Raw genomic sequence first — 23,996 nt, forward strand, 5'->3', positions numbered from 1 at the left:
TTTATCAGGCCGATCACGGGGCCTCGGTGACGATGGTCAATAGGCCGTGCTCCCGGGCTGACCATCCGCTGGGATCCGACGCCAACCGCTGCTGTTCGGGGCTGTTGGTGTCAGGCGTTGGTGTCAGCCACCGTGGGCGGGCTTGTCAGGTTCGCCGGGGGTGCGGACGTGGACGGCTCTGGGTACGCCGCAGCCCCGGCGGGGTTTCGAATGCCCTGCCGGGGCTGCTCTACTGACTAACCCGTCAGGTGGTGGTGTACACCGGGGCGCTGCATCCCTCCGTGAAGACGGTGGGGCTGTCCCCACCGTTCCAGTGCCCGACGCATGCCCTGATCGAAAGGTCGTAGCCCTCGGGGTAGTTCTTGTTCGCGTAGCGGGTCTCGCCCCAGCCGGCGGTGTGGTACACGCGCCCTTGCCGTACGACGTCCCCGTAACCGTTGGTGACCTGCCACAGAGCAACTGCCGAGTAGCCGTCGGACTGCGTGTCGGTGATCACCCACCAGTCGCCCGTCTTCATGAAGCAGGCGACGGTGCGGTGGCTGCCATTGCCGGTGTACCAGCCACCTTCGGCACATACCTGGCTGTTGCCCTCGGGCATGGGCGAGGCGGTGGCGTGGTCTATCTCAACGGTGGCTGCGGATGCGTCGGTTGCAACGAGCATGAGCGTTGCAGCTCCCGCACCCAGGGCAGTAAGGACACGTCGTATTCGCACAGATCTCCTCATGTCATGCGCATGAATGAATCATGCTCCTGTGGGTTTATAGCAGGTAGACCATCGTGAGTCCCGCGCCACCGGGCGCCCGTGCCTGCGTTGATGCCGCTGCGCGCAGGCCGCGTACGGGGGGTAGCGTTCGGCAGCCAGAGCAGCGGGAGACGGTGTCCAGGAACCGCAGGGGCGGGGGCGCGTCCCCGCAGCGCTGGTCGGGCACCCGCCGTGGTGACCTCGATGCCTGCGGCAGGCGGTGGAGAGCCCCGATGAACGCGCTCGAGGCAATCGTTTTCCTGCTCGCCGACGACGGCTGGGACACCCTCGCCTACGCCCACCCGCACACCGCAGCGCCGCCACCGCGCGAGGCTCAGGCCGCGCATCTGCATTGGGTCGGCCTGCGCCGAGCCGAGATGGAGGTGCCGCGCCGCTACCTCACCGTCAGCCCGCAGCTGCGAGTGGCGCCTGCGGACGGACTTCAGACGGTGGCAGGCCACGGCGGACAGCTCCCCCGCTCTGCGCGCCTCGATCGGCCTCCTCAACGACCACGACCTGCGGATCAAACGGCTCGCCGAGAGGCCCGGCCTGCTCCTGATCGACTACTCCAGCCCCGCCCCTGAGGCGTACGGCATCGCCCAAGGTCGTCGAGGCTTTGGACGCCAAGGACCTGCCCACCTCCAGCGGGGAGCTGGGCATCTTGTTCATCGCCGCGTCCCTTGCCGACGCCGCCGCACGTATCCAGCTCGGCGATGCCGTCAGCGGCCTCGATACGACCAACCTCGCCCTGGTCCTGAAGGCCATCGCGGTGGCCGACGGCCGACCCGAAGCGCGGTGACCGTCATGACCTCGCGACTTCGGATCGATGCCGTCTTGGTCCAGGCCGTCATCGCCGGTGCCCTGTCCTTCGCCCACATGCACGACCTCGCCAACGCCGCCGGGCAGGACGGCTGGAAGGCCTGGGCCTACCCGATCTCGGTGGACCTGCTCCTGGTCGCCGCGTGGCGACGCCTGCGCAGCGAGGGTCCGTCCCGGCTGGCCTGGAGCTGGTTCCTGATCGCGCTGTTCGCCTCGCTGGGTGCCAACGTCGCGACCGCCGGATTCCTCGACCTCAGCCACCCGCCGGCCTGGCTGCGGTTCGGCATCGCGGGATGGCCCGCGCTCGCCTTCCTCGGCGGCACTCTCCTTGCCCACTCGCACTCCGCCGAGGAGCCGAAGCACAGGACCACCGGCCAGACCCTGCACCGCTACTCCACCAGCACCGAGCCCGGAGGATGTTCGCGCTCAGGGCTCGCCGGGCCGGCCTCCGGGTCATCCCGCTGCGGAACACCCGGCATACCTGCAGTTCGCCGCTGGTCGCTCTCAAGGTGCATCCGAAGATCGCTCAGCGGATTCTTCGGCACTCACAGATCGCCATGGCGATGGAGGTCTACGCCGAAGCGAGCGAGGAAGCGGTACAGGACGCGATCGGCCGGCTCTCCGACGCGGTGGGTGGCACCGGCTGACACGGTTGCTGTACTTCGTTGCTGTACGGACAACGCCAGAGGCCCTCAGGATTTCTCCTGAGGGCCTCCGGCCTGCTGTGCACTCGGCAGGATTCGAACCTGCAACCTTCTGATCCGTAGTCAGATGCTCTATCCGTTAAGCTACGAGTGCTTGTGCGTCCCGGGCTTTTTTCTGCCCCGTCGGCGTTGCGAGAACAACATTACATGACCTGCGCCGTGACGCGAAATCCATTAGCCGTACGGCTGCTGAGCTGCGAGAACACCGGTTCGAGACACCCCCGCACGGCCCCTTCGCGGCCCTGCCCCAGCCCCGCCCCAGCCCAGGAACGACCGAAGCCCCGGCCAGCGGCTCGGGGCTTCGGTGATCAAGCGGAGGCGGAGGGATTTGAACCCTCGATGGGCTTTAAGACCCAAACCGCATTAGCAGTGCGGCGCCATAGACCGGACTAGGCGACGCCTCCAGCACACCCCGCGCGAGCGCGGGTGGTGCGTGCAGATGATGTCACAGCTGAGCGCTGCGTCACCAATCGCTGCCTACGGTACTAGGCAGTCGGCCGCGAGGGCAAAGCGCCTGCGGTTGCGCAACGCCGTGGCGTGCGGAGCGTTAGTCATGGCGGGGCGCCCGCCCTCGCTTCTCTCCGTCGCCGGCCCGGTGCCGACGACACGCACGACCACAGGAGTCCGCATGATGCGTCGTCTCGCCCTCACCGCCGTCGTGTCGCTGGCCGCGCTGTCCGCCGCCGCCCCGTCGGCGACGGCCGTGGCCGGTCCTCTTCCGTTGCCGTTGCCGCTGCCCGTGCTGCAGAACGACGAACCGGGCACGCATCTCACCGTGGTCGTCTCGGGGTCGGGGAACCCGGAGGCCGACGGCACGTACGAGCTGGAATGCGATCCGGTGGGTGGCAGCCACCCCGCGGCGCAGCAGGCCTGCGACCGGCTGGCGCAGTTGCCGGGCGAGAGCACGGACCCGTTCGCTCCGGTGTCCCGGAACGCGATGTGCACGCAGCAGTTCGGTGGAGCGGCCACCGCCCGGATCACCGGAACGTGGCAGGGGCGAAGCGTCGACTCCACGTTCGAGCGAACCAACGGGTGCGAGATCGGGCGCTGGAACAACATGCGGCCGGTGCTCCCGAACGTCCGGTGAGCTGCGGCTGTACCCGCGCCAGGGCGACCGGCGGTGCACGTAATGGGCCAGAGTCGTACACCGTATGCACAGAACCTTGGTGAGAGCTCCCCCTCATCCGCCGTCCCTTGTGCCTCCCCAGCCTTTAGACTCCTCCAGTGACAGCCTGAGGCCCGAGGGGCAAGATGGGGCCCGCTGTCGGCAAGGTGCAGTAACCAGGGAGGAAGCGTCGTCGTGAGCAGCAGGCCATCTCGAGGCGCTGCTCGCCTCGCAGCCATACTCGACGCCCTTCCGGACGGGCTTCTGCTCGTCAACTGCAACGGTACGGTCGTCAACGCCAACACCATCGCCCTCGAAATGTTCGAGACGCCGGGCACCGCGCTCGTCGGTCGCGGACTGCTCGATCTGCTGCCGGAGTTCGACTCCAAGCTGATCCCGGGGTCGATGCGGAGGCCGGAGGCTGCGGACGAGCGGGGCCGGACCAAGCCCACGCGGATGACCGCGCGGCGCACCGACGGCAACGAGTACCCCGTCGAGGTGACGAGCGCCAGCCTGGAGGACGGGCAGGCGGCGTACACCGACGTCCAGAGCTCGTACAGCGGCAGCTATACGGGTGACGAGTTGCTGATGCTCGTCGTGCGCGACCTGTCGGGCACCGTCGACACCGAGGCCGAGCTGGCCCGATCCCAGCGCCAGACCGAGATGATCCTGCGGGCCGCGGCCGAGGGTGTCGTCGGCACCGACACGGACGGCCGGGTCGTCCTGGTGAACCCCGCCGCCGCGCAGATCCTGGGTTTCCGCGCCAGCGATCTGGGTGGCCAGGAGCTGCATCCGCTGATCCTGCACACGCGCGGCGAGGGCGAGCCGTTCCCGTACGAGGAATCGCCGCTGGCCGACACCCTCAAGTCGGGGCGCAAGCATCGGGTGCGCGGGCAGGTCCTGTGGTCCAAGAGCGGCGCGCAGGTGCCCGTGGACCTGACCACCGCGCCCGTGCGGGACGGCGACCAGCTCGTCGGCGCGGTCATGACGTTCACCGACCGCCGGCCGTACGAGGAGCTCGACAAGCAGCGCAGGTCCGAAGTCGCCGAGCTGACCGCGAGCCACACCGCGGAGGTCGCGGACCTCACCGAACAGCACACCGCCGAGGTGACACGCCTGGTGGAGGTGCACGCGGCCGAGCTCGCGGACCGCACCGAGCGGTACGCCTCCGAGCTGGAGGAGCAGACCGAGCGGCTGGCGGACCTGTCCGCCCGGCACAGCCAGCTGACCGCCGTGCTCGGCGAGTCGCTGCGCGGGCCGCTTGAGGAGTTGCGCGGTGAGCTGTCCACGCTCGCCGCCGACCCCGCGGGGCAGCTGTGGCCCGAGGCCAACCAGATCCTGCACCACCTCGCCGCGGGCTACGCGCGCATGACGACGCTGGTCGACAACGTCCTGAGCTACCAGCGTCTGGATGCCGGTTCCGAGGCGCTCGTCAAGGCGAACGTGCTGCTCGACGGTGTGGTGACCGCCGGTATCGACGCCGCCGTCGAGCTGATCGGCCCCGGCCGAGCCCAGTTCGCCGTGCACGCGCCGCCGATCGAGGCCGAGGTCGACGCGGGGCGGCTGGTGACCGCGCTGGCGCATCTGGTCGCGGACGTCGCCGGAGTCGACTCGACCGGTAAGGCCCGGCTGGTGCCGGGCGGCGGTTACGTCGACTCGACGGTCGTCGTGGCCGCGGCGCAGCGCGGTGATGTCGTACGGATCGAGGTGCGCGGCCCGTTCGCCGGGGGGGACCCGGTGCACGAGCCGATCGTGCGCGGGATCGTGCGCGCGCACGGCGGTGTGCTCCAGACGCACGAGATGCCGGGCATGAGCGGCAGCGCGTACGTGCTCGAAGTCCCGCTCGGCGCGGGTTCGGGGACCGTGATGCCGCCGATGCCCCCCGAGGTTGTCGAGGCCCCGCCGGTTCCGGAAGCCGCCGTGGCCCCTTCGATGCCTCCCGCGGCGTCCGCGGTGCCGCCGGTCCCTGTGGTCCCGGGCGAGTCCGGGGCACCCGGCGAGGTCGCGGTTCCCGAGGGCGGGAGGCGGGGGCGCCGGGCCCGCAGGTCCTCCACGGACGCGTTCCTGGACAGCCCCGTGGGCGGCAGCGACGACACGGGCGAGATCGGGGCTGCGGAGACCGAGGTTGCCGGCTCCGCGGCCGGCGGGCCCGGGGCGGCCGAGCCGACCGGGCGCCGGCGTGCGCGCCGGGAGGCGGGGGCGAATCCCGCCGTCGAGTCCAACGAAGCATCCGCGAGTGCGCCCGCGCCCGACGCGGCGGGCGCGCACGCACTCGCTCCGGCCCAGCAGGGCGGGGGCTCCGGGCGCAGGCGCGGCCGGCCCAGCCCGGCGGAGACCGGAGACCGGGCCGCTGCCGGGCAGCAGGGGCCGGGGCAGGCCCTCGCACTGCCCGCGGCCGCGACACCCGCGCCCTCGGAGGGTTCTGTCGTGACGGCCGCCGAGGGCGCCCAGGGGGCAGGTGGCCGCCCGCAGCGCGGGCAGACCGTCCCGCCGCAGGGTGTGCCGGCCGAGGCGTCGATGCCGGTGCCGGCGGGCGGGCACCGGACGCACCGGGGCGGCGGCGAGAACCAGCTGGCGCTTACGGCCGCCGGGAACACCGGCACCGCCGTCGAGGCCGCAGGTCCCACGGCCCTCCCCGGCCATGACGACACCGACCGGACGCACGGACAGCCGACGCCGGGACAGGCACCGGCACTTACTCCGGCTACCGCGCCGGGGCAGCAGCAGCCGGCCGGCCGGCGCGCCCGGCGCGCCCTGTCGGCCGCTCAGGACCGGGCCGCCCAGGCCGAGGCCGGCCCCCGCGTCCCCTTCGCGCTCCCGCCCGCGGATGCCGACCGGCTGCCGCCCACCGCCGGTGAGGCGGATGCCTCGCTGCCCGGGCGCCATGACGCGGTGTCCGGCGCGCCGGAGCACGACCACACCCCACCGCAGGCGCACCCGGTCCCGACGGGGCGACGCCGTGCCCGGTCCGCCGACGCACCCCGGCCCCCGCAGGAGGAACAGGCCGGCCCGTCCGATCAGCCCGCACCGCCCGTACAGCCCGGTGGCTGGGGAATGGACGACGCGTCGGGTCAGGGCCCCGCAGCCCCGGAGAGGCCCGAAGCCGGTCCCGGCCTGCCCGGGTCCGGCGTGACCACGCACACCACCGGTACGACCGCGGCCGGGCATGCCCGCGGCGCCGCTCCCGAGGGCGACGACGGTTCTGTGGGCCCGGTCGGCCCCGCAGACCTGACCGCGCACGAAGGAAGCCGTCCGCGAACGCTCTCGCCCGGACCGGATGCTCGGCGCCAGCCGCTCCCCGCCGAGGCGCCCATGCCGGGGTCGTCGGAGTCGACCCAGGGGCGTGCGTTCAGCGTGCGGACGCTGGGTCAGGGTGTGCCGTTCGCCCAGCACATCGCGCACCAGCAGAACCAGACGCTCGGGGGCGGGGCCGGCCGGCGCCGCAAACTCGCCGCACCGCCCGAGGGCGACCGCAACGAGCGCGCCGCCCTGCCGTCGGCAGCCACCGCGCCCCCCGCCACCGCACCGCAGCCGCCTGCCCCGCAGACCGGCCCCGGCGGCACGGGCGGCACCGTGCAGGGGCAGGGTTCGGGGCAGTTGCTCGCCGCTCCGGCGGCCGAAGGACGCGCGTACGCCATAGGGGCACCCGACGAGGGCGCCGTCGAGGGACCGGAGCCGCTGGACGGTCCCGGCGGGGCCGTCGAGGTCGCCAACCGCCCGTCCCCGCAGCCCGTCGACGACGAGCTGCCCCCGGAGCCGCTGGACAACCCGCGACGCCTCCTCGTCTGGCCGGCCCCCGACGTCTCCACCCAGCAGGCACTGAGCGACCGCGGTTACCGGCCGGTGATCGTGCACTCGCGCGAGGAGGTCGACGCGCAGATCGCGGCGTTCCCCGCCGCGCTCTTCGTTGACCCGCTGACCGGCCCCATCACCCGCAAGGCCCTGCAGTCGCTGCGCCAGGCGGCGGTGGCGGCCGAGGTGCCGGTCCTGGTGACGGCCGGTCTGGGACAGGCATCGCGGGAGGCGGCGTACGGCGCCGACCCCGCCGTGCTCCTGAAGGCCCTCGCCCCGCGCGACAGCGAACAGCATCCGCCCCGCGTCCTGCTCATCGAGGAGCACGAGGAGATCTCGCTCGCGATGACGCAGACGCTGGAGCGGCGGGGCATGCAGGTCGCCTGCGCGGCGACGGACAGCGAAGCGGTCGCGCTCGCCACCCGCATGCGGCCGAACCTGGTGGTGATGGACCTGATGCAGGTACGCCGCCGTCGCGCCGGGATCGTCGACTGGCTGCGCGCCAACGGCCAGCTGAACCGCACCCCGCTGGTCGTCTACACCTCGGCCGACATGAACCGCTCCGAGCTGCCGAAGCTGAGCTCGGGCGAGACGGTCCTCTTCCTGGCCGAACGCTCCACGAGCGACGAGGTGCAGTCCCGCATCGTCGACCTGCTCGCGAAGATCGGCACGAACTGACCGCCCACCGCGGACGGCCGGCACGGCACACGGATGAGGGCGGTACGGGAGTGATCCCGTACCGCCTCGTCATGTCCGGCGCATCGCTCGGCTCAGAGCTGGGTGATGTCCAGCTCGCCCGCCGCGTACTGCTTCCGGATGACCTTCTTGTCGAACTTCCCGACGCTCGTCTTCGGTACGGACGCGATGACCGACCAACGCTCCGGGAGCTGCCACTTGGCGATGCCTGACACGGCGAGGAACGTCTTCAGCGCCTCGTAGTCGGCGGTGGCGCCCTCCTTGAGGACGACGGTGGCGAGCGGACGCTCGCCCCACTTGTCGTCCGGGACGGCCACCACCGCGGCCTCGGCGACATCCGGGTGCGCCATCAGGGCGTTCTCCAGCTCGACGCTGGAGATCCATTCGCCACCGGACTTGATGACGTCCTTGGCCCGGTCCGTGAGCGTGAGGAACCCGTCGGGGCTGATCACACCGACATCGCCGGTCTTCAGCCAGCCGTCCTCGCTGAACTTGTCCTCGGGCCGCAGCGCCTCACCATCGGCGCCGCCGTAGTACGCACCGGCGATCCAGGCACCGCGCACCTCCAGCTCACCGGCGGACTCGCCGTCCCACGGCAGGTGCTCGCCCGCGGGGCCGACCAGCCGCGCCTCGACGCCGGCCGGGAAGCGGCCCTGCGTGATGCGGTACGGCCATTCCTGTTCCTCGGTCAGCCCGGCGGGCGGGTTGGCCATGGTGCCGAGCGGCGAGGTCTCCGTCATGCCCCAGGCGTGGCAGAGGCGGACGCCGAGCTTGTCGTACGCCTCCATGAGGGAGGGCGGACAGGCGGCGCCCCCGATGGTCACGTTGGCCATCGAGGTGAGGTCCCGGGGGTTGGCCGTGACCTCGGCCAGCAGCCCCTGCCAGATGGTGGGGACGGCGGCGGCGTGGCTAGGCCGCTCGCGCTCGATCATGTCGGCGAGCGGGGCGGGCTGCAGGAAGCGGTCCGGCATCAGCATGTTGACGCCGGACATGAACGTGGCGTGCGGCAGACCCCACGCGTTGACGTGGAACTGCGGAACGACCACCAGAGTGGTGTCCTTGTCCGTCAGGCCCATCGATTCGGACATGTTGACCTGCATGGAGTGCAGGTAGATCGAACGGTGGGAGTAGACCACGCCCTTGGGGTCCCCGGTGGTGCCGGACGTGTAGCACATGGCGGCGGCCTGGCGTTCGTCCAGCTCGGGCCAGTCGTAGCTGGTGGGACGCCCGGCGATCAGTTCCTCGTACTCGTGCACCCGCACCGCCGCGCCGTCCAGGACGGACCGGTCACCGGGCCCCGAGACGACCACGTGCTCCAGCGAGGTCAGCTGGGGGAGCAGCGGGGCGAGGAGCGGCAGCAGGGAGCCGTTGACGAGGACGACCTTGTCGTCGGCGTGCTTGACGATCCAGACCAGCTGCTCGGCGGGAAGCCGGAGGTTGAGCGTGTGGAGCACGGCGCCCATCGACGGGATCGCGAGGTACGCCTCCACGTGCTCAGCGTTGTTCCACATGAGGGTCGCGATGCGCTGGTCCCCGTCGACGCCGAGCTCGTCGTGCAGGGCGTGGGCGAGCTGGGTGGCCCGCCGGCCGATCTCGGCGAAGCTGCGCCGGTGCGGCTCGGGCTCTCCGGTCCAGGTCGTGACCTGCGACTTCCCGTGGATGGTCATCCCATGGGTCAGGATGCGGGTGACAGTCAGCGGTACGTCCTGCATGGTGCTGAGCACGGCGTCCTCCCGGTGGGCGCTACGCGGCAGTAAGGTTCCGCTGATTCTGCGCGCATACCGCGCGGTATGTCACTACTCCCGGGGGTACGAATCGGTGTCGTCCGGCAAATGACACCAGCCGGACAGGCCGGAGGGCGCATCGCGGCACGTCCGTGACTCGCGCCTGGCGAGCGGCCGCCGGTTCGAGCGACCGCCGGATCACCGGACGGGCGCCAGCTCCGGGTCCTGACGCAGCTTGCCGAGCGCCCGGGACACCGCGCTCTTGACCGTGCCGACGGACACCCCGAGGACCTCGGCCGTCTGGGCCTCGCTGAGGTCCTCGTAGTAGCGCAGGACGACCATGGCGCGCTGGCGGTCGGGAAGCTTCAGCACGGCACGCCACATGGCGTCGTGCAGCGTCTGCTGCTCGGCCGGATCGGGGCCGGGCACGGTCTCCTGCTCAGGCAGCTCGTCACAGGCGAACTCGTCGACCTTGCGCTTGCGCCACTGCGAGGTACGGGTGTTCAGCAAGGCCCTGCGGACATAGCCGTCGAGCGCCCGGTGGTCCTCGATCCGCTCCCAGGCGACGTACGTCTTGGTCAGCGCGGTCTGCAACAGGTCCTCGGCGTCGCTGGGATTCGCGGTGAGCGAGCGGGCAGCCCGCAGCAGCACCGGCCCGCGGGCCTTCACGAAGGACGTGAACGACGGATACGGGACGTACGGCGCACGCGCGCCGTACAGCGATCGCTCGGGGGCCGAGGTACGCGCGGGGGCCGAGGTACGCGCGGGGGCCGGGGTACGCGCGGCCGGGGTACGCGCGGTGGCGTGGGCGCGCGGGACGGCCTGGCTCCGTGGGGCGGCCTGGGCGGTGACAGCGGCTCCCCTGGAGGCGCCCGTGCAGACTGGCGTGGTCATGGCTCCACGCTAGGAGCGGGCGCCGCCGCGGGGATCGCCCCCAGGTCCCGAAACGGCGTCCGCCTCAGGGTGTAGGAACGGGACCGCCTCCACCTCCTGTAGGTGGAGGTGCCGTCCTCCCGAACTCAGGGTCGTCCCCGAGAGCCCGGCTCCGGCCCTCGGCCCGCCCTTCCCGGGCAGGGTCCGGCTGCTCACCGTGCCCGGCCCAGCAAGAGGCCCGAGGTCGGCACCCCCGTACCGGCCGTGACCAGGGAGGTGGCCGCACCGGGTATCTGGTTCACCGATGTCCCCCGGATCTGCCGGACCGCCTCCGCGATGCCGTTCATCCCGTGCAGGTAGGCCTCCCCCAGCTGTCCGCCATGGGTGTTCAGGGGAAGTGCGTCGGCGGCCACGAAGTCCGCGGCCTCACCCGGACCGCAGAAGCCGAACTCCTCCAGTTGCATCAGCACGAACGGGGTGAAGTGGTCGTACAGGACCGCCACGTCGATGTCGGCAGGGGCCATGCCCGAGTTGCGCCACAGCTGGCGGGCGACAACGCCCATCTCCGGCAGCCCGGTCAGATCGTCGCGGTAGAAGCTCGTCATCTGCTCCTGCGCCCGTCCGGCACCCTGGGCGGCCGCGACGATCACCGCGGGCGGCTGCCGCAGGTCCCGAGCCCGCTCCGCGCTGGTGACGACGATCGCCTGTCCGCCGTCGGTCTCCTGACAGCAGTCGAGCAGCCGCAGAGGTTCGACGATCCATCGGGAGGCGGCATGGTCGGCGAGGGTGATCGGCTTCCCGTAGAAGTACGCAGCCGGGTTGTTGGCGGCATGGCGCCGGTCGGTGACCGCGACATGGCCGAACGCCTCGGGTGTCAGCCCGTAGGTGTGCAGATAGCGCTGGGCCGCCATGGCCACCCAGGAGGCGGGCGTGAGCAGCCCGAAGGGCAGGTTCCAGCCGAGCGCGGTTCCCTCGGCCGTGGGTTCCCGCTGCTGCACCCCGGAGCCGAAGCGGCGCCCCGACCTCTCGTTGAACGCCCGGTAGCAGACCACGACGTCCGCCACTCCGCAGGCGACAGCAAGGGCCGCCTGCTGGACGGTGGCGCAGGCCGCGCCACCGCCGTAGTGGATGCGCGAGAAGAACGACAGCTCGCCGATGCCGGCCGCCTGCGCGACGGTTATCTCGGGGCTGGTGTCCATGGTGAAGGTGACCAGTCCGTCGACGTCGGCGGGTGCGAGCCCAGCGTCGTCGAGCGCGGCGTGCACGGCCTCGACGGCCAGTTTGAGCTCGCTGCGGCCCGAGTCCTTGGAGAACTCGGTGGCGCCGATGCCCGCCACCGCCGCCCTGCCGCCGAGCGAATCGGCTCTGCGTACGCTCATGCGGACCCCTCCGGAACACCGACGGTCACCGTGCCGGTCACGTGTCTGCCGATCCCGTTGACCCCGACGATCGACACCTCGGTCGTCCCGTCCTCTGCCACGGAGGTGACCGTGCCGCTCAACACCATGGTGTCGCCCGGGTAGTTCGGGGTGCCTAGCCTGATGGCGACCCTCCTGAGCACGGCCGTGGGACCGAACCGGTCGGTGACGTACCGCCCGACCAGGCCGTTGGTCGTCAGGATGTTCATGAAGATGTCCGGGGACCCCTTCTCCCGTGCCAGCTCCGCGTCGTGATGCACGTCCTGGTAGTCGCGGGAGGCGATCGCGCCCGCCACGATCAAGGTGCGGGTCACCGCGATCTCCAGCGGTGCGAGTTCCTCACCGGCCTTCACTTGGGTCCCTCCTTCACCAGTAGCTCGCCGAGTTCCTGAATCACACTCCCGCTGCCGCCGAGGTACGCGTCGAGTTGACGCCCCCAGAGGAAGTGGCGGTGCACGGGATGGTCGAGGTCGGCGCCCGTTCCGCCGTGCAGATGCTGCCCCGCGTGGACGACCCGCTTTCCGGCCTCGGACGCCCACCACGCCGCGGTCAGCGCCTGTTCCCTATACGTCAGCCCCTCGTCGTGCCGCCACGCCGCTTCGTACGCCGTGACGCGTATCGCCTCGGTGTCCATGTACGCGTCGGCGGCCCGCAGGAGCACCGCCTGGTTGGTGGAGAGAGGACGCCCGAACTGCTCGCGGGTGCCGGTGTGTTCCACCGCTCGGGCCAGTGAGCCGGCACACACCCCCGCCTGCACCCCGGCGAACGCCGTCCGCGCGGTAGCCAGCATCTGCGCGTACGCCCCCGATCCACCCAGCCGCTCCGCGGGCGCCCCGGCCAGCACCAGCCGCGCGGCCGCCCAGGGGGCCGTGGTCTCCACCGGTACGGTCACCACTCCGGGGTCCGCGGTCGGCACGATCCACAGGGTCCGGTCCGCGGCCGCGACCAGGACGTGGGTGGCGTCCCGCAGCCACGGCACCAGCGGGACGGTGCCGCTGAGGCGGTCGCCCGACTCCGCACGGACCGTGGCGCTCAGGCCTGTGCCCGTCTCCGGCAACCCCGCTCGGCCCAACCGGCCCCCCGACTCCGCACGGGCCATGGCGCTCAGGCCTGTGCCCGTCTCCGGCAACCCCGCTCGGCCCAACCGGCCCCCCGACTCCGCACGGACCGTCGCGTGGGCCGGGAAGGCCCCCGTTGCCACGGCCGTACCGTCCCGGAACGATGGCAGCAGGCGTCCGCGCTGTTCGTCCGTGCCGTGCTCGGCGACGGCGAGGAGCCCGTACACGCAGCTCGCCACGAAGGGCACCTGCGCGGTCGTCCGGCCCTGTTCCTCCGCCAGCAGCACCAGCCCGAGAAGTCCGGTCTCCTCGGCTGCTCCGGGCAGTCCGGCCGCGCAGAGTTCTTTCCAGAGCTCGGTGTCCGTCCCACTGCCGGCTGCGGCGAGACGGTCGTGCGTCGACAGGTCGCCGAAGATCCGGGCCGCCAGCCCTTGCGCCGCGGACTGTTCCTCGCTCGGCGTGAAGTCCATGTCAGCCCTCACTCCCCCGGAAGACCGGCAGAACCAACTCGGGGTCAGCCCGCAGGAATTCCAGCCGCACCGGCATGCCCACCCCCACCTTGTCGCACGGCACCCCGATGACGTTGCTGACCATGCGGACGCCCTCCGCGAGCTCGATCAGCGCCACCGCGTACGGCCCGCCCTCGCCGTTCTCGCTGAACGCGGGGAAGGGTGGGTGGTGCATCACGACATGACTGAAGACCGTGCCCTCGCCCGATGCTTCGACCGTGTCCCACGCGGGCGAGCCGCAGACGTTGCATCCCGGCAACCAGGGGAAGCGGAGGCTTCCGCACGCCGTGCAGCGCTGTATCAGCAGCCGGTGAGCGGCGACGCCCTCCCAGAATCCGGCGTTGTCACGGTTGACCACCGGCCTGGACCGCAGCGTGGCCCCCTTCGCCACCCCCGTACCCGCCCCTGTCCCCTCTCTCTTCGGCTTCGGCTTCGGGTTCGCGGGCGCGTACTTGAGTATGCGGAAGCGGTGTGTCCCGGCCGGTTCGCCTTGCGCCCGGACATCCATGCGCGTAGTGACGAAGTAGCCCGTCCCCAGCTTCGTCGTCTTGCGCTCCGACACCGCTTCGATCACCGCGTCGAAGGTGATCCGGTCCCCGGGTCGCAGAGGACGCAGGTACTCCTGCTCGCAGTCGGTCGCGACCACGGAGGTGTATCCGGCCTCGTCGAGGAGGCCGGACAGTTCGTCGTAGGCCCCGCTCCGGTCCGTGTGTCCCGACAGCCCGCCCATCGTCCATGCCTGGAGCATCGCCGGTGGGGCGACTGCGCCGGGCCCGCTGTAGGCAGGGTGCGTGTCGCCCATCGCCTCGCACCAGTGCCTGATCATCGCCTCGTTGACGAGGTCCTTGCCGACGCCCGCGGTCGCCGCCACCCGGCCCTCGTACGCCCTGAGCCGCTCGTACAACTCGTCCAGCACACCCTGTCCGGCCCTCACCTCTTCCCCCTCTTCATTCCGAGCCGCATCGTCGCGACGATCTCCCGCTGCACCTCGCTCACGCCGCCCCCGAAGGTGTTGATCTGTGCCGCCCTGTTCATCCGCTCCAGCTCCCCGTCCCCGAAGGAGCCGGGCGAATCGCCTCGGAGCATGCCGGCGTCGCCGGTGATCTCCTGGCACATGCGATACACCTCCACAGCGCTTTCGGTCCCCGCGAACTTCACGCCGCTCGCGTCTCCGGGAGCCAGCGCTCCCGCTCCCACGGCCCCCACCAGACGCCAGTTGAGCAGGCGCGTCGCCGCAAGCCGGGCGTGCGCCTCGGCCAGCCGGGAGCGGACCCACGGCTCGTCGGCCGGCCGCCGCCCCGTCACGGGGTCGGCGGTGCGGGCGAAGTCGAGCGCCGCTTCGTAGAAGTCCTCGGCCTGCATGCCGATCGCGGCGAGCGCCACCCGTTCATGGTTCAGCTGGTTGGTGATCAGCCCCCAGCCGCCGTTCTCAGCGCCCACCAGCGCGGATGCCGGTACCCGCACGCCGTCGTAATACGTGGCCGTTGTCGTGAGGCCGCCCACGGTCTCGATGGACGTCCAGGAGAAGCCTGGCGCGTCCGTCGGCACCAGGACGATCGAGATGCCCCGGTGCTTGGGCACGTCCGGATCCGTACGGCAGGCGAGCCAGATCCAGTCCGCGTTCTGCGCGTTGCTCGTGAAGATCTTCTGGCCGTCGATGACCCAGGAGTCACCGTCCCGTACGGCCCTGGTCCGCAGCGCGGCAAGGTCGGTCCCGGCCTCCGGCTCGCTGTACCCGATGGCGAAGACGAGCTCGCCGGCCAGGATGCGCGGCAGGAAGTACTCCTTCTGCGCCTCTGTCCCGTACTTCATGAGCGTGGGGCCGACGGTGTTGAGCGTAACCATGGAGACCGGGGCGCCCGCCCGGTAGGCCTCGTCGAAGAACACGAACTGCTCGTCCGCGCCGCGGCCCTGCCCCCCGTACTCGACGGGCCAGCCCAGACCGAGCAACCCGTCGGCCCCGATGCGACGCAGCAACCGCTTCTGCGCATCCTGATCCTGGTGGGCCGGCCCGGCGGGCCCGCCCCCTTCTGGCATCACCTCACGGAAGTAGACGCGTAGTTGGGCGCGCAGCTCCTGCTGGCGCTCGGTAGGGGCCAGATGCACGGCGACTGCCTCCCGGGAACGGGCACAAGACTCAAGGTTTCTGACTGTCCGTCAGATAACGCTCGACTGTCAAGGCACCGGACGGCCGCACCCACCCCGGTTCACCAACTGACCCCGAAGGCCGAACGGCCCGCGTCCGCCACCGCAGCGGCGGCACGCAGGCCGTCAATCCCCCCCGACCGCGGCCCGGCCCCCCGACCGGACCACGGCATCACCGGTTCACCAGAGCCTGGTGAAGTTCACCGCGAGGTTGTGGGTGGACTGATCGATGTCGGTGAACGCCGAGCCATTGACCTGGGCGGAGTTGCTCTGGTTCGACGCCCCGGAGCCGGTGGCCTGCTGTTGCGAGGTGGACGAATTGCCGAAGTTGTCCCCACCGATCCCGCTGCCGCTGATCGTGGCCACGCCCGCATTCGATCCGCCATTCGCGAATGCGCCGTTGTCGGCCTGGGCCACGCCACTGAAGAGCGCGGCAGCAAGAGGCAAGGCGGCAACAACGGCGAGGGCGCGAGCGGTACGGATGCTTGCCATGTCTATTCCTCCAGGAACCGAACGTAAGGGTGAATCCGGGCCGATTGGCCGACCGCCCCGGTGATCGTCACGACGTCGCAAGATCAAAGTTGCCCAGCATCACCCCACCGAACCGCCCATGCGATCCGATTCCCCCGCAAGCATGAGGAAGCGAAAGTAAACCCCAGATCCCGCAAACAACCAGGTCAACCCAGGTACACGCAGCACACTCGCACCCCGCGGGGGAAGAAGCGTTCCGCCACCTCCACCGGCCCTCACCCGCGAACCCTCCCCCTCTTCCCTTATTCGAACATTCGTACGAACATAGGACCATGGCCACCACCGACCGGCGAACCGCCACCCTGGCCCAGGCCCACGCGCTCTCCGCCGCCGAGCACGGGCTCCCCGTCATCCCACTGTCCGCCACGAAACTCCCCGCCCTGCGCTCCCCGCACCACGGCGAGAGCCGCCCCTCCGGCTGCCGGGGCGCCTGCGGCCGGCTCGGTCACGGCGTCCACGACGCCACCACGGACCCGACCGCCGTGCGCGCCCTCTTCGCCGCCGCCCCCTGGGCCACCGGCTACGGCATCGCCTGCGGCCGTGCCCCGCACCACCTCATCGGCGTCGACCTCGACATCGGCCCCGCCGGCCGGACCGACTCACTGGCGGCTCTGCAACACCTCGCCCTGCAGCACCTGTTCACCATCCCGCCGACCGTCACCGTGCTCACCCCCAGCGGCGGCCGCCACACCTGGCTCTCCGGCCCACCCGACGTGCCCGTACCGAACTCGGCCGGCCGCCTCGCGCCCGGCATCGACATCCGCGGCACCGGCGGCTACCTGGTCGGCCCAGGCTCGGTCACCGCGCACGGCACCTACCGCCTCGTACCCGGCACCGGCACCCTCCCGCCGGCGCCGTGCCCGAGCGCCCTCCTCCGCCTGCTGACACCCCCGGCCCGTCTCCGCCAACACGACGGCCGTACCGATCAGGGCCGCGGCCTCATCCAGTTCGTTCTGGCCGCGGGCGAGGGCCAGCGCAACACCCGGCTCTTCTGGGCTGCGTGCCGCGCCTACGAACACGGCTTCGGCGACACCGTGGCCGACGCCCTCACCCGGGCCGCCGTCCACACCGGCCTCCCCGAACACGAGGCCCGCGCCACCATCGCCTCCGCCGCCCGCCTCACCACCACCCGCTGCGAGCCTCCGAGCTGACGAGGTCCCGGGCATGCGCGAGGCGCTCTCTCGGCGCGTTCGATGACGGGCGGGATCCACGCGTCTCAGCCGTTTGCCCGGCGTCCGGCTCCTCCCGCCAAACCCAGGAAGCGGTCCATGCCCCTGCCGTGCCCGATCCGCCGGCGGCGAGCGGATCCACAGCATCGGGCCGGGCAGTGGACACGCGAACGGCCCCCGACCGAATTACCTGGTCAGGGGCCGTTCACCTGCGGTGGGTGTGGGATTTGAACCCACGGTGACATCGCTGCCACGACGGTTTTCAAGACCGTTCCCTTAGGCCGCTCGGGCAACCCACCCCGCATCAGCCGCCGGTGGGAACCGACTTCGACGCGGAGGACAGCCTAGCCGGTCAGCTGTCACCCTTGCGCTCGCCCAGGGTGACTTCCACCGTGGACGTCTTGCCGTCGCGCTTGTAGGTCAGCGTGACCTTGTCGCCCGGCTTGTGGGTCCAGATCTCACCGATCAGGGTCGGGCCGCTGTCGACGACGGTGTCGTTGAACTTCGTGATGACGTCACCCGCCTTCAGACCTGCACGGGCAGCGGGACCGTCCTTCGAGACCGCTTCCGTGCCACCCGCGCCCTGGTCCGAGATGACCGCACCACCGGTCTTCTCGTCCATCGTCACCGTGGCGCCGATGACCGGGTAGACGGGCTGACCGGTCTTGATCAGCTGCTGGGCGACGTTCTTCGCCTGGTTGATCGGGATCGCGAAGCCGAGGCCGATGGATCCGGCCTGGCTCTGGCCACTGCTGCCGGTCGACTGGATCGCCGAGTTGATGCCGATGACCGCGCCGCCGGCGCTCAGCAGCGGACCGCCCGAGTTGCCCGGGTTGATCGAGGCATCGGTCTGCAGCGCGCTCATGTACGAGTTGCTGCCGCCGGAGCCGTCACCGGAGGCCACCGGGCGGTTCTTCGCGCTGATGATGCCCGTGGTGACCGTGTTGGACAGGCCGAACGGGGCGCCGATCGCGATCGTCGAATCACCCACCGCCACCTGGTCCGAGTTGCCCAGCGGCAGCGGTGTGAGGCCCTGCGGCGGGTTCTTGAGCTTCAGCACGGCCACGTCGTAGCCCTGCGCCCGGCCGACCACCTCTGCGTCGTACTTCCTGCCGTTGGAGAACGTCGCCGTGAGCTGACCGCTGTCCGCCGCGGAGGCCACCACGTGGTTGTTCGTGAGGATGTGGCCTTCCTTGTCGTACACGAAGCCGGTGCCGGTACCGCCCTCGCCGTCACCACCCTGCGCGTCGATCGTGACCACGCTGGGGAGTGCCTTGGCCGCGACGCCCGCGACCGTGCCCGGGTCACGCTTGAGGTCCTGGGGATTGCCCGACGCGGCGACCGTGGTCGAACCGGAGGAGCCGGATCCGTTGTTGTCGGCGGCCCAGAAACCGAGGGCTCCGCCGACGCCGCCCGCGACGAGTGCCGCCACGACCACCGCGGCCACCAGGCCCCCCGCGCCCCGCTTGCGCGGCGCGTCGGGCGTCTGCAACTGACCGGGCGGGCCCCACGCCGGGCCGCCGCCCTGCGCCCCGTGCCCGTGAGCGTAGGCCGGGACCGCAGGCGGGGGCGGGGGCCAGCCGGCGTCGGCCGCGGGCTGCGGTGCGGGCGGGGGCGCGTACTGCGGCGCGGCCGCCGGGGCCGGGGCCGTAGGGGTGGTCGCCGGGTCCGGGGCGGGGGAGGCCGGCTGCTGCTGTGTGGCCGTCGCGTCCGGGTGCGGCGGGGCGGCAGGCGCGCTCTCGGGGACTCCCTGGGGAGCGTCGGCCGGCACTGGAGGTGCGGACGGAACGGACGGGCCGGCCTCGGCCGCGGTGCCCTCGTTGTCCTCGTTCTCTGTGCTCACAGCTCTTTACTCCTCGGTTCCACATCATGTTCGGCAAGAGATCCGCTGTGTACGTGTCTGGAGTCAGCTTTTCCCACAGCACGTCAGGCCACTGTAAGCAGGACCTGTGCATCTGTGCACGGCCCCTTACACCGGACAAAACGGTCTCGCGCTGCAAGGTGCGCGCACCCATGGTCTCCCGGTGACACCATGATGCGGGTGACCCAAGCACGGCAGCAGCGCCCCAGCCAGCATCCCATCCAGGTCATCGCACACAGGGGCGCGTCCGACGACGCCCCCGAGCACACCCTGGCCGCGTACCGGAAGGCGATCGAGGACGGCGCCGACGCCCTGGAGTGCGACGTACGACTCACCGCCGACGGCCATCTGGTCTGCGTGCACGACCGCCGGGTGAACCGCACCTCCAACGGCCGCGGTGCGGTTTCCACGCTGGAACTCAACGAACTCGCGGCCCTCGACTTCGGCTCGTGGAAGGACCACGACGAGGCGGAGTCCCCGGACTGGGATCCGGTGCCCGGAGAGCTCACTTCCGTACTCACGCTGGAGAGGCTCCTCGAGCTCGTCGTCGAGACGAGAGCCGCCGGCCGTCCGGTCCAGCTGGCGATCGAGACGAAGCACCCGACACGCTGGGCCGGCCAGGTCGAGGAGCGGCTGCTGCACCTGCTGAAGCGTTTCGAGCTCGACGTTCCGCCGTCCTACGCTCCCTCGCCGGTCCGCATCATGAGCTTCTCGGCGCGCTCACTGCACCGCATCCGGGACGCCGCACCCGAACTGCCCACCGTCTATCTGATGCAGTTCGTCTCGCCGCGGCTGCGTGACGGACGACTGCCGGCGGGGGCCCGCATCGCGGGGCCGGGGATGCGGATCGTACGCAGCCACCCGGGGTACATCGACCGCCTGCACCGCTCCGGTCATCGGGCACACGTCTGGACGGTCAACGATCCGGAGGACGTGGACCTCTGCGTCCGGCTCGGCGTCGAGGCCATCATCACCAACCGCCCGAAGCAGGTGCTGGCACAGCTGGGACGCTCCTAGGGCCTGTTTCGAAAGTAGCGCCGTCCGCTCGGAGGACGGGCTCGACTTTCGAAACACGCCCTCGGACCCTTTCGTTCGGATCAGCCGGCTCAGGGACCGGGGTCCGGTGCGGGCGGCTGCGAGGCGGCGGAGGGGCCACTGCGGAGCGTGGGCGACCGACGACGGCGCCGGAGGGCGCCCCCTGGCGAGCGAAGCCGAGACCTCGGGGGAGTGCGTGCCGGGCCCCACGAGCCGCATGGTCCGGACGAGAGGCCCAGGGCCCGTCCCCGGCGGGGCGGCAACCCCTCGGCATCGACTACAGGGAGTACACCGGCGCATTCGGGGCGTACTCGATCGTCACGAGTGCGTCACTCGCAGGCCATTGGCCGGTTTCCGGTCCAGCCCAGGGGGGCATCCACTCCGTGGCGTGGGGCAAAGGAGGTCTCGGGGGTGGCGTTGGTGGTGGCACAGGAAGTGCCCACGTCGTCGAGCATGGCCGTACCCCATGGCCCTGCGGGCGTGGGTCAGGCACGGCACCGGATGCGTGAGCAGTTGCGCAGCCATGGGGTGTCGGATGCGGTAGTCGACGATGCTGTATTGATCCTTTCCGAACTGCTCAGCAACGCCTGCCGGCACGGCAGGCCGCTGGGCCGGCACTCCGACGTGGGAGACGGCGACGTGCGCGCCGCCTGGCGCGTCGACAGAGCGGGCGGACTGACCGTCGAGGTGACGGACGGCGGCGGCCCTACCCGGCCGGTTCCGGCCACTCCGTCGGTGACCGCTCGTGGGGGCCGGGGCCTCAACATCATCAGCGCGCTCGCCGAGGAGTGGGGCGTGCGAGATGACTCGTCGGGCGAGGTCACGGTCTGGGTGCTGGTCAACGAGGGGCACGGCGTGGAGCGCGGCCGCCCCGAGGAAGGGCCGGACGCGCGGCGCAACGGGCGGGCCCCGGGCATGACAGGGCGGCCGGGCGGCAGCGCGGGAGCAACCGGCGCGACAGGCCTCGACGGGCTGGATTTCGCCGGGGCCTTCGACGACGTGGTCTGACCGGGGCGGCGCGCCGCGCCGGCGGTGCCGCACGTGGTGTCCCCGGGAAGCTGCCTGCCGGGCCGACTGTGCCCCGGGCGACGCACGGGCGGCTAGGCTCGCGGCCCAGACCGCACTGTCGCAATCGGGAGAAAGTCCACCATGGCGAAGAAGCGCCCTCAGACCAAAGCCGGGAAGCAGCAGCTCACGGACGGCGAGATTCCGGTGGTCGGGGCTCGCGAGCCCTGCCCGTGCGGTTCGGGCCGCCGGTACAAGGCCTGTCACGGCCGGGCGGCCGCCCAGGCCGTGGCCGAGCTGGTCCAGCGCCCCTTCGAAGGGCTGGCCGGCGAATGCGACTGGGTCGCGCTGCGCGAGCTGGTGCCCGCCGCCACGGTCGAACTGACGCTGAAGGGCGGACTGCCCGAGGGCGTGCCGTCGGTGACGCTCGCGACCGTCCTCCCGATGGCGTGGCCCGCACTGCGCCGCGACGACGGTTCGGTGCTGCTCGCTCTGCAGAACGACACCTCGTCGGGCGACCTCAGCCGCGACCTCGCCGACACCCTGCAGCGAGCGCTGGAGGCCGAGCCGGGCTCGCCCGTCGCCGCCAGGCGCGTACCGGCCGAAGGCCCGCGGCTCCAGGACCTCCTGGACGCCGACGCGCCGTTCACACCGGTCGTCCACCCGGGCTTCGAGTTCTGGGTACCGGACGCGGAGAACGCCACGGCCGAGGTGTCCGCATCCCTGGAGCGTGCCAACGACGCGGCGCTCCCGACCGTCCTCCTCTCCGGAGTGGACGCCGCCTACTGGTGCGAGACCCCGGAGAAGAACCACCTGCGCTGGGTCATGCCGCACCCCGAGGAGCAGCTTCTCGACGCGCTCGCCCGGCTGCACGCCGCCGGCGCCTCGTCGCTCGGCGAGGGGACCCGGCTGGTCGGTTCCTTCCGCGCACACGGCTTGATGGTCCCGGTCTGGGACCTGCCGAGCGCGATGGGTGCCGAGGAGTGCGAGAAGCCCGCCGCCGCGTTCGCGGAGCGGCTCGCGACGGCGCTCGCGTCGGACACACCGCTCACGGCCGAGGAGCGGCGGGCACGTGGCGGGCTCACCAACCGCCAAGTGACGCTCAGCTGACGGTGACCATCACCGGTGCCGTGCGGTGACGCCCGTCACAACTCACCGTACTCACAGGTAAATCGCTGTCCGAATACACGAGATCGAATTTGCGAACGGCAGATCTCTTGTTACCGTTCTAGAAGCCCGGTCGCTGGTGCATCCCCCGTCGCCAGCGATCGGGCATCCTCATGTCCGGGACCGGAGCGCACGGCGCACCGATCGGCGCACGTACCGCGCACACGCCCCGGTCACGCCCCCCAGCTTCTGCCTCTGTCGTCCTCCCGACGGCCTTGAGGCGACTTCCGCACGGCCCGGCGTCAACCCGCCACAGCGAGTGCCCTGTTGGACTCGACGTCGACAGCGACTGACGCACGATGGCCGGAGCGCTCGGTATCGGACAGAAGTCGCCGGGCACCTCTTTTCCGATTGCGCCGCGAAACAGCTCCCGAAGAGATCTTCGAGGACAGCTCGAACGTTTTCCGGAAAGCGCATCAGAAAGTCGGCCACGCGTGGGCTTTGCATCGGCAGACTTTGCATGACCGAAACGGTCCTCACGAAATGACCGAAACGATCCCCACCCCTCACGTCCCCCGGAAGGGAACGCGCCAGGGGGCCGACAGCGCTCGGTAATGAAGTCGGTCCGAGAACAGCTACGGATCAAGGGCGCAGGCGAACAGAAGCGACCCGGGTGAACGCCACCGCGCCGCGGACGCCGCCGCCGGGCAGCTCGTCGTCAATACGCGAGACGGCTTCCACCGTCCGGGGCACTGTTGCTCGCCTCGACCAACGCGTCCAGGACCGCCCCCACATCAGGCAGCCACGGCGACGCCACCGGCTGGACCGGCATTCCGCCACCGGGGGCCGGCCGAGCACTGTCCGGCGCCCGCTCCCAGCGCACCTGCCCCGTGCCGATCTCGGACGGCGGAAGGACGAGATATCCGCCCTCTCCATGGAACCGCAGCGAACTGGGCACCCAGTCCTGCGCGTGCAGCAGTTCACCAAGTCGTTCGAGGGTGTACGGAGCGACCAGCAGCAACCACCGGGTGGGCGTCGCCACCACGGGGCCCAGCCGCGTGCCCATCCGGTCGAGCTCGGCCAGCGCGCGGGCCCCCGCCACCGCCGGCAGGCTCAGTGCGCACGGCGCACGCCCACCCGTGGCCAGCAGGACCGGCGCGGCAGGCCGGTTCGTCCACCACCAGCGCACCATCCTGGCATCGGTCGTAGCGGCGAGCAGTCCGGGATCGAAGGGGTGCGCGCCAGGCACGGCGCAGTCGGGATCGGGACAGGCGCACCCGCGGCCGCGCTCACCGCGACTGTCGGCCGGCTGGAGGCCCACCCCTGGGAGCACGGGCCACTGCCATGCGGTCGCACAGGTCAGGGCCGCGTCGAGGCGGGCGGTCCCGCCCTTGCGTCCGAGTCGCATCCTGCGTCGCCTTCCGAGGATCTCGCGCATGAGCGCTCGTTCCTTTCCGTTGAACGCCGAGGGTCCACATCACACCACGCGCGCGTCACACCACGTGTGCGGATCTTCACTGTGTGTACATGCTCGTCTAGCCTGCGGTACGGGTTGGTCTTCGGTACCGAGCGTGAGCTGTGCTGAGCCGAATCGAGCCGGTTCCAGTCGAAATCATGGCGAGGTGCAGGGCGCCGACCGCCCCTGCCGTCCGTCGTACAGCCTCGCCACTCGGGGAGGGGGCGCGGCCGTCACAGGTGAGGAC

The 23,996-nt window shown here is 71.3% G+C and carries 18 protein-coding genes, 3 tRNA genes and 2 pseudogenes; 9 read left to right on the forward strand and 14 right to left on the reverse strand.

The window, feature by feature from the left end; translation table 11 throughout:
- Positions 1–244: 244 nt before the first annotated feature.
- Positions 245–661, reverse strand: a complete 417-nt coding sequence (locus OG538_RS17520) for a hypothetical protein (protein ID WP_406094623.1) — start codon at positions 659–661, stop codon at positions 245–247.
- Positions 662–1,358: 697 nt separating this feature from the next.
- On the opposite strand from OG538_RS17520, the gene OG538_RS17525 reads away from it, so the two are divergent.
- From OG538_RS17525 to OG538_RS17535, 3 genes and pseudogenes are all read left to right on the forward strand, one after another.
- Positions 1,359–1,541, forward strand: a complete 183-nt coding sequence (locus OG538_RS17525; protein ID WP_406094625.1) for a hypothetical protein — start codon at positions 1,359–1,361, stop codon at positions 1,539–1,541.
- 5 nt (positions 1,542–1,546) lie between these two features.
- A pseudogene (locus OG538_RS17530) lies at positions 1,547–1,918 on the forward strand (DUF2637 domain-containing protein); the annotation flags it as partial.
- Positions 1,919–1,974: 56 nt separating this feature from the next.
- Positions 1,975–2,208, forward strand: a pseudogene (locus tag OG538_RS17535) (site-specific integrase); the annotation flags it as partial.
- A 78-nt stretch (positions 2,209–2,286) separates the two neighbouring features.
- Here OG538_RS17535 and OG538_RS17540 read toward each other — a convergent pair.
- Positions 2,287–2,359: transfer RNA gene (locus OG538_RS17540), tRNA-Arg, on the reverse strand.
- 219 nt (positions 2,360–2,578) lie between these two features.
- Positions 2,579–2,669, reverse strand: a tRNA-Ser gene (locus OG538_RS17545).
- A 224-nt stretch (positions 2,670–2,893) separates the two neighbouring features.
- Here OG538_RS17545 and OG538_RS17550 point away from each other — a divergent pair.
- Together OG538_RS17550 and OG538_RS17555 are read left to right on the forward strand one after the other, a co-directional pair.
- Positions 2,894–3,352, forward strand: coding sequence for an SSI family serine proteinase inhibitor (locus OG538_RS17550; protein WP_406094627.1), 459 nt, complete (start codon positions 2,894–2,896; stop codon positions 3,350–3,352).
- A 213-nt stretch (positions 3,353–3,565) separates the two neighbouring features.
- Positions 3,566–7,840 (forward strand): PAS domain-containing protein, encoded by a 4,275-nt coding sequence (locus OG538_RS17555; RefSeq protein ID WP_406094629.1) that lies wholly within the window; start codon positions 3,566–3,568, stop codon positions 7,838–7,840.
- A 92-nt stretch (positions 7,841–7,932) separates the two neighbouring features.
- Here the strand turns inward: OG538_RS17555 and OG538_RS17560 are convergent, their stop codons facing one another.
- The 8 genes from OG538_RS17560 to OG538_RS17595 form a co-directional block, all read right to left on the reverse strand.
- Positions 7,933–9,582 (reverse strand): long-chain fatty acid--CoA ligase, encoded by a 1,650-nt coding sequence (locus tag OG538_RS17560; protein ID WP_406094631.1) that lies wholly within the window; start codon positions 9,580–9,582, stop codon positions 7,933–7,935.
- A gap of 198 nt (positions 9,583–9,780) precedes the next feature.
- Positions 9,781–10,476, reverse strand: a complete 696-nt coding sequence (locus OG538_RS17565) for a SigE family RNA polymerase sigma factor (RefSeq protein WP_406094633.1) — start codon at positions 10,474–10,476, stop codon at positions 9,781–9,783.
- A 191-nt stretch (positions 10,477–10,667) separates the two neighbouring features.
- Positions 10,668–11,834, reverse strand: a complete 1,167-nt coding sequence (locus OG538_RS17570) for a lipid-transfer protein (RefSeq protein ID WP_406094635.1) — start codon at positions 11,832–11,834, stop codon at positions 10,668–10,670.
- Entirely contained in the window at positions 11,831–12,226 is a 396-nt protein-coding gene (locus OG538_RS17575; RefSeq protein WP_406094636.1) for a MaoC family dehydratase, read from the reverse strand. Before OG538_RS17575 ends, OG538_RS17570 begins: the two co-directional genes overlap by 4 nt.
- Positions 12,223–13,401 carry an acyl-CoA dehydrogenase family protein gene (locus OG538_RS17580; RefSeq protein WP_406094638.1) on the reverse strand — a complete coding sequence of 393 codons (1,179 nt, stop codon included), beginning with the start codon at positions 13,399–13,401 and terminating at the stop codon, positions 12,223–12,225. Before OG538_RS17580 ends, OG538_RS17575 begins: the two co-directional genes overlap by 4 nt.
- A 1-nt stretch (position 13,402) precedes the next feature.
- A complete protein-coding gene (locus tag OG538_RS17585) occupies positions 13,403–14,374 on the reverse strand; it encodes a bifunctional MaoC family dehydratase N-terminal/OB-fold nucleic acid binding domain-containing protein (RefSeq protein WP_406094640.1) in 972 nt (323 codons plus the stop codon).
- Complete coding sequence (locus OG538_RS17590; protein WP_406094642.1) at positions 14,371–15,546, reverse strand: acyl-CoA dehydrogenase family protein; 1,176 nt, start codon at positions 15,544–15,546, stop codon at positions 14,371–14,373. The genes OG538_RS17585 and OG538_RS17590 overlap by 4 nt, the downstream gene beginning before the upstream one ends.
- 219 nt (positions 15,547–15,765) lie before the next feature.
- Positions 15,766–16,077 carry a hypothetical protein gene (locus tag OG538_RS17595; protein ID WP_406094644.1) on the reverse strand — a complete coding sequence of 104 codons (312 nt, stop codon included), beginning with the start codon at positions 16,075–16,077 and terminating at the stop codon, positions 15,766–15,768.
- Positions 16,078–16,388: 311 nt separating this feature from the next.
- Here OG538_RS17595 and OG538_RS17600 point away from each other — a divergent pair, with 311 nt between their 5' ends.
- Entirely contained in the window at positions 16,389–17,267 is an 879-nt protein-coding gene (locus tag OG538_RS17600) for a bifunctional DNA primase/polymerase (RefSeq protein WP_406094646.1), read from the forward strand.
- A gap of 230 nt (positions 17,268–17,497) precedes the next feature.
- Here the strand turns inward: OG538_RS17600 and OG538_RS17605 are convergent.
- Together OG538_RS17605 and OG538_RS17610 are read right to left on the reverse strand one after the other, a co-directional pair.
- Positions 17,498–17,584 (reverse strand) — tRNA-Ser (locus OG538_RS17605).
- Between the two features lie 53 nt (positions 17,585–17,637).
- A complete protein-coding gene (locus tag OG538_RS17610) occupies positions 17,638–19,128 on the reverse strand; it encodes a S1C family serine protease (protein WP_406094648.1) in 1,491 nt (496 codons plus the stop codon).
- A gap of 189 nt (positions 19,129–19,317) precedes the next feature.
- On the opposite strand from OG538_RS17610, the gene OG538_RS17615 reads away from it, so the two are divergent.
- From OG538_RS17615 to OG538_RS17625, 3 genes are all read left to right on the forward strand, one after another.
- The gene (locus OG538_RS17615) at positions 19,318–20,163 is read left to right on the forward strand and encodes a glycerophosphodiester phosphodiesterase (protein ID WP_406094650.1); all 846 of its coding nucleotides are present in this window, start codon (positions 19,318–19,320) and stop codon (positions 20,161–20,163) included.
- Between the two features lie 342 nt (positions 20,164–20,505).
- Complete coding sequence (locus OG538_RS17620) at positions 20,506–21,189, forward strand: ATP-binding protein (RefSeq protein ID WP_406094652.1); 684 nt, start codon at positions 20,506–20,508, stop codon at positions 21,187–21,189.
- A 141-nt stretch (positions 21,190–21,330) separates the two neighbouring features.
- Positions 21,331–22,296, forward strand: a complete 966-nt coding sequence (locus OG538_RS17625; RefSeq protein ID WP_406094654.1) for a DUF5926 family protein — start codon at positions 21,331–21,333, stop codon at positions 22,294–22,296.
- 715 nt (positions 22,297–23,011) lie between these two features.
- Here OG538_RS17625 and OG538_RS17630 read toward each other — a convergent pair.
- Positions 23,012–23,731, reverse strand: coding sequence for a bifunctional DNA primase/polymerase (locus OG538_RS17630; protein WP_406094656.1), 720 nt, complete (start codon positions 23,729–23,731; stop codon positions 23,012–23,014).
- Positions 23,732–23,996 lie beyond the last annotated feature (265 nt).

The organism is Streptomyces sp. NBC_01013 (assembly GCF_045162765.1).
Taxonomy (GTDB): Bacteria; Actinomycetota; Actinomycetes; order Streptomycetales; family Streptomycetaceae; genus Streptomyces.

What these genes read in the sequence shown, in the direction of transcription:
- OG538_RS17550 (WP_406094627.1), top strand. Translation starts at nt 2,894, where the DNA reads ATGATGCGTCGTCTCGCCCTCACCGCCGTCGTGTCGCTGGCCGCGCTG.
- OG538_RS17615 (WP_406094650.1), top strand. Translation starts at nt 19,318, where the DNA reads ATGATGCGGGTGACCCAAGCACGGCAGCAGCGCCCCAGCCAGCATCCC.
- OG538_RS17630 (WP_406094656.1), bottom strand. Translation starts at nt 23,731, where the DNA reads ATGCGCGAGATCCTCGGAAGGCGACGCAGGATGCGACTCGGACGCAAG.
- OG538_RS17565 (WP_406094633.1), bottom strand. Translation starts at nt 10,476, where the DNA reads ATGACCACGCCAGTCTGCACGGGCGCCTCCAGGGGAGCCGCTGTCACC.
- OG538_RS17625 (WP_406094654.1), top strand. Translation starts at nt 21,331, where the DNA reads ATGGCGAAGAAGCGCCCTCAGACCAAAGCCGGGAAGCAGCAGCTCACG.
- OG538_RS17595 (WP_406094644.1), bottom strand. Translation starts at nt 16,077, where the DNA reads ATGGCAAGCATCCGTACCGCTCGCGCCCTCGCCGTTGTTGCCGCCTTG.
- OG538_RS17600 (WP_406094646.1), top strand. Translation starts at nt 16,389, where the DNA reads ATGGCCACCACCGACCGGCGAACCGCCACCCTGGCCCAGGCCCACGCG.
- OG538_RS17520 (WP_406094623.1), bottom strand. Translation starts at nt 661, where the DNA reads ATGCTCGTTGCAACCGACGCATCCGCAGCCACCGTTGAGATAGACCAC.
- OG538_RS17580 (WP_406094638.1), bottom strand. Translation starts at nt 13,401, where the DNA reads ATGGACTTCACGCCGAGCGAGGAACAGTCCGCGGCGCAAGGGCTGGCG.
- OG538_RS17570 (WP_406094635.1), bottom strand. Translation starts at nt 11,834, where the DNA reads ATGAGCGTACGCAGAGCCGATTCGCTCGGCGGCAGGGCGGCGGTGGCG.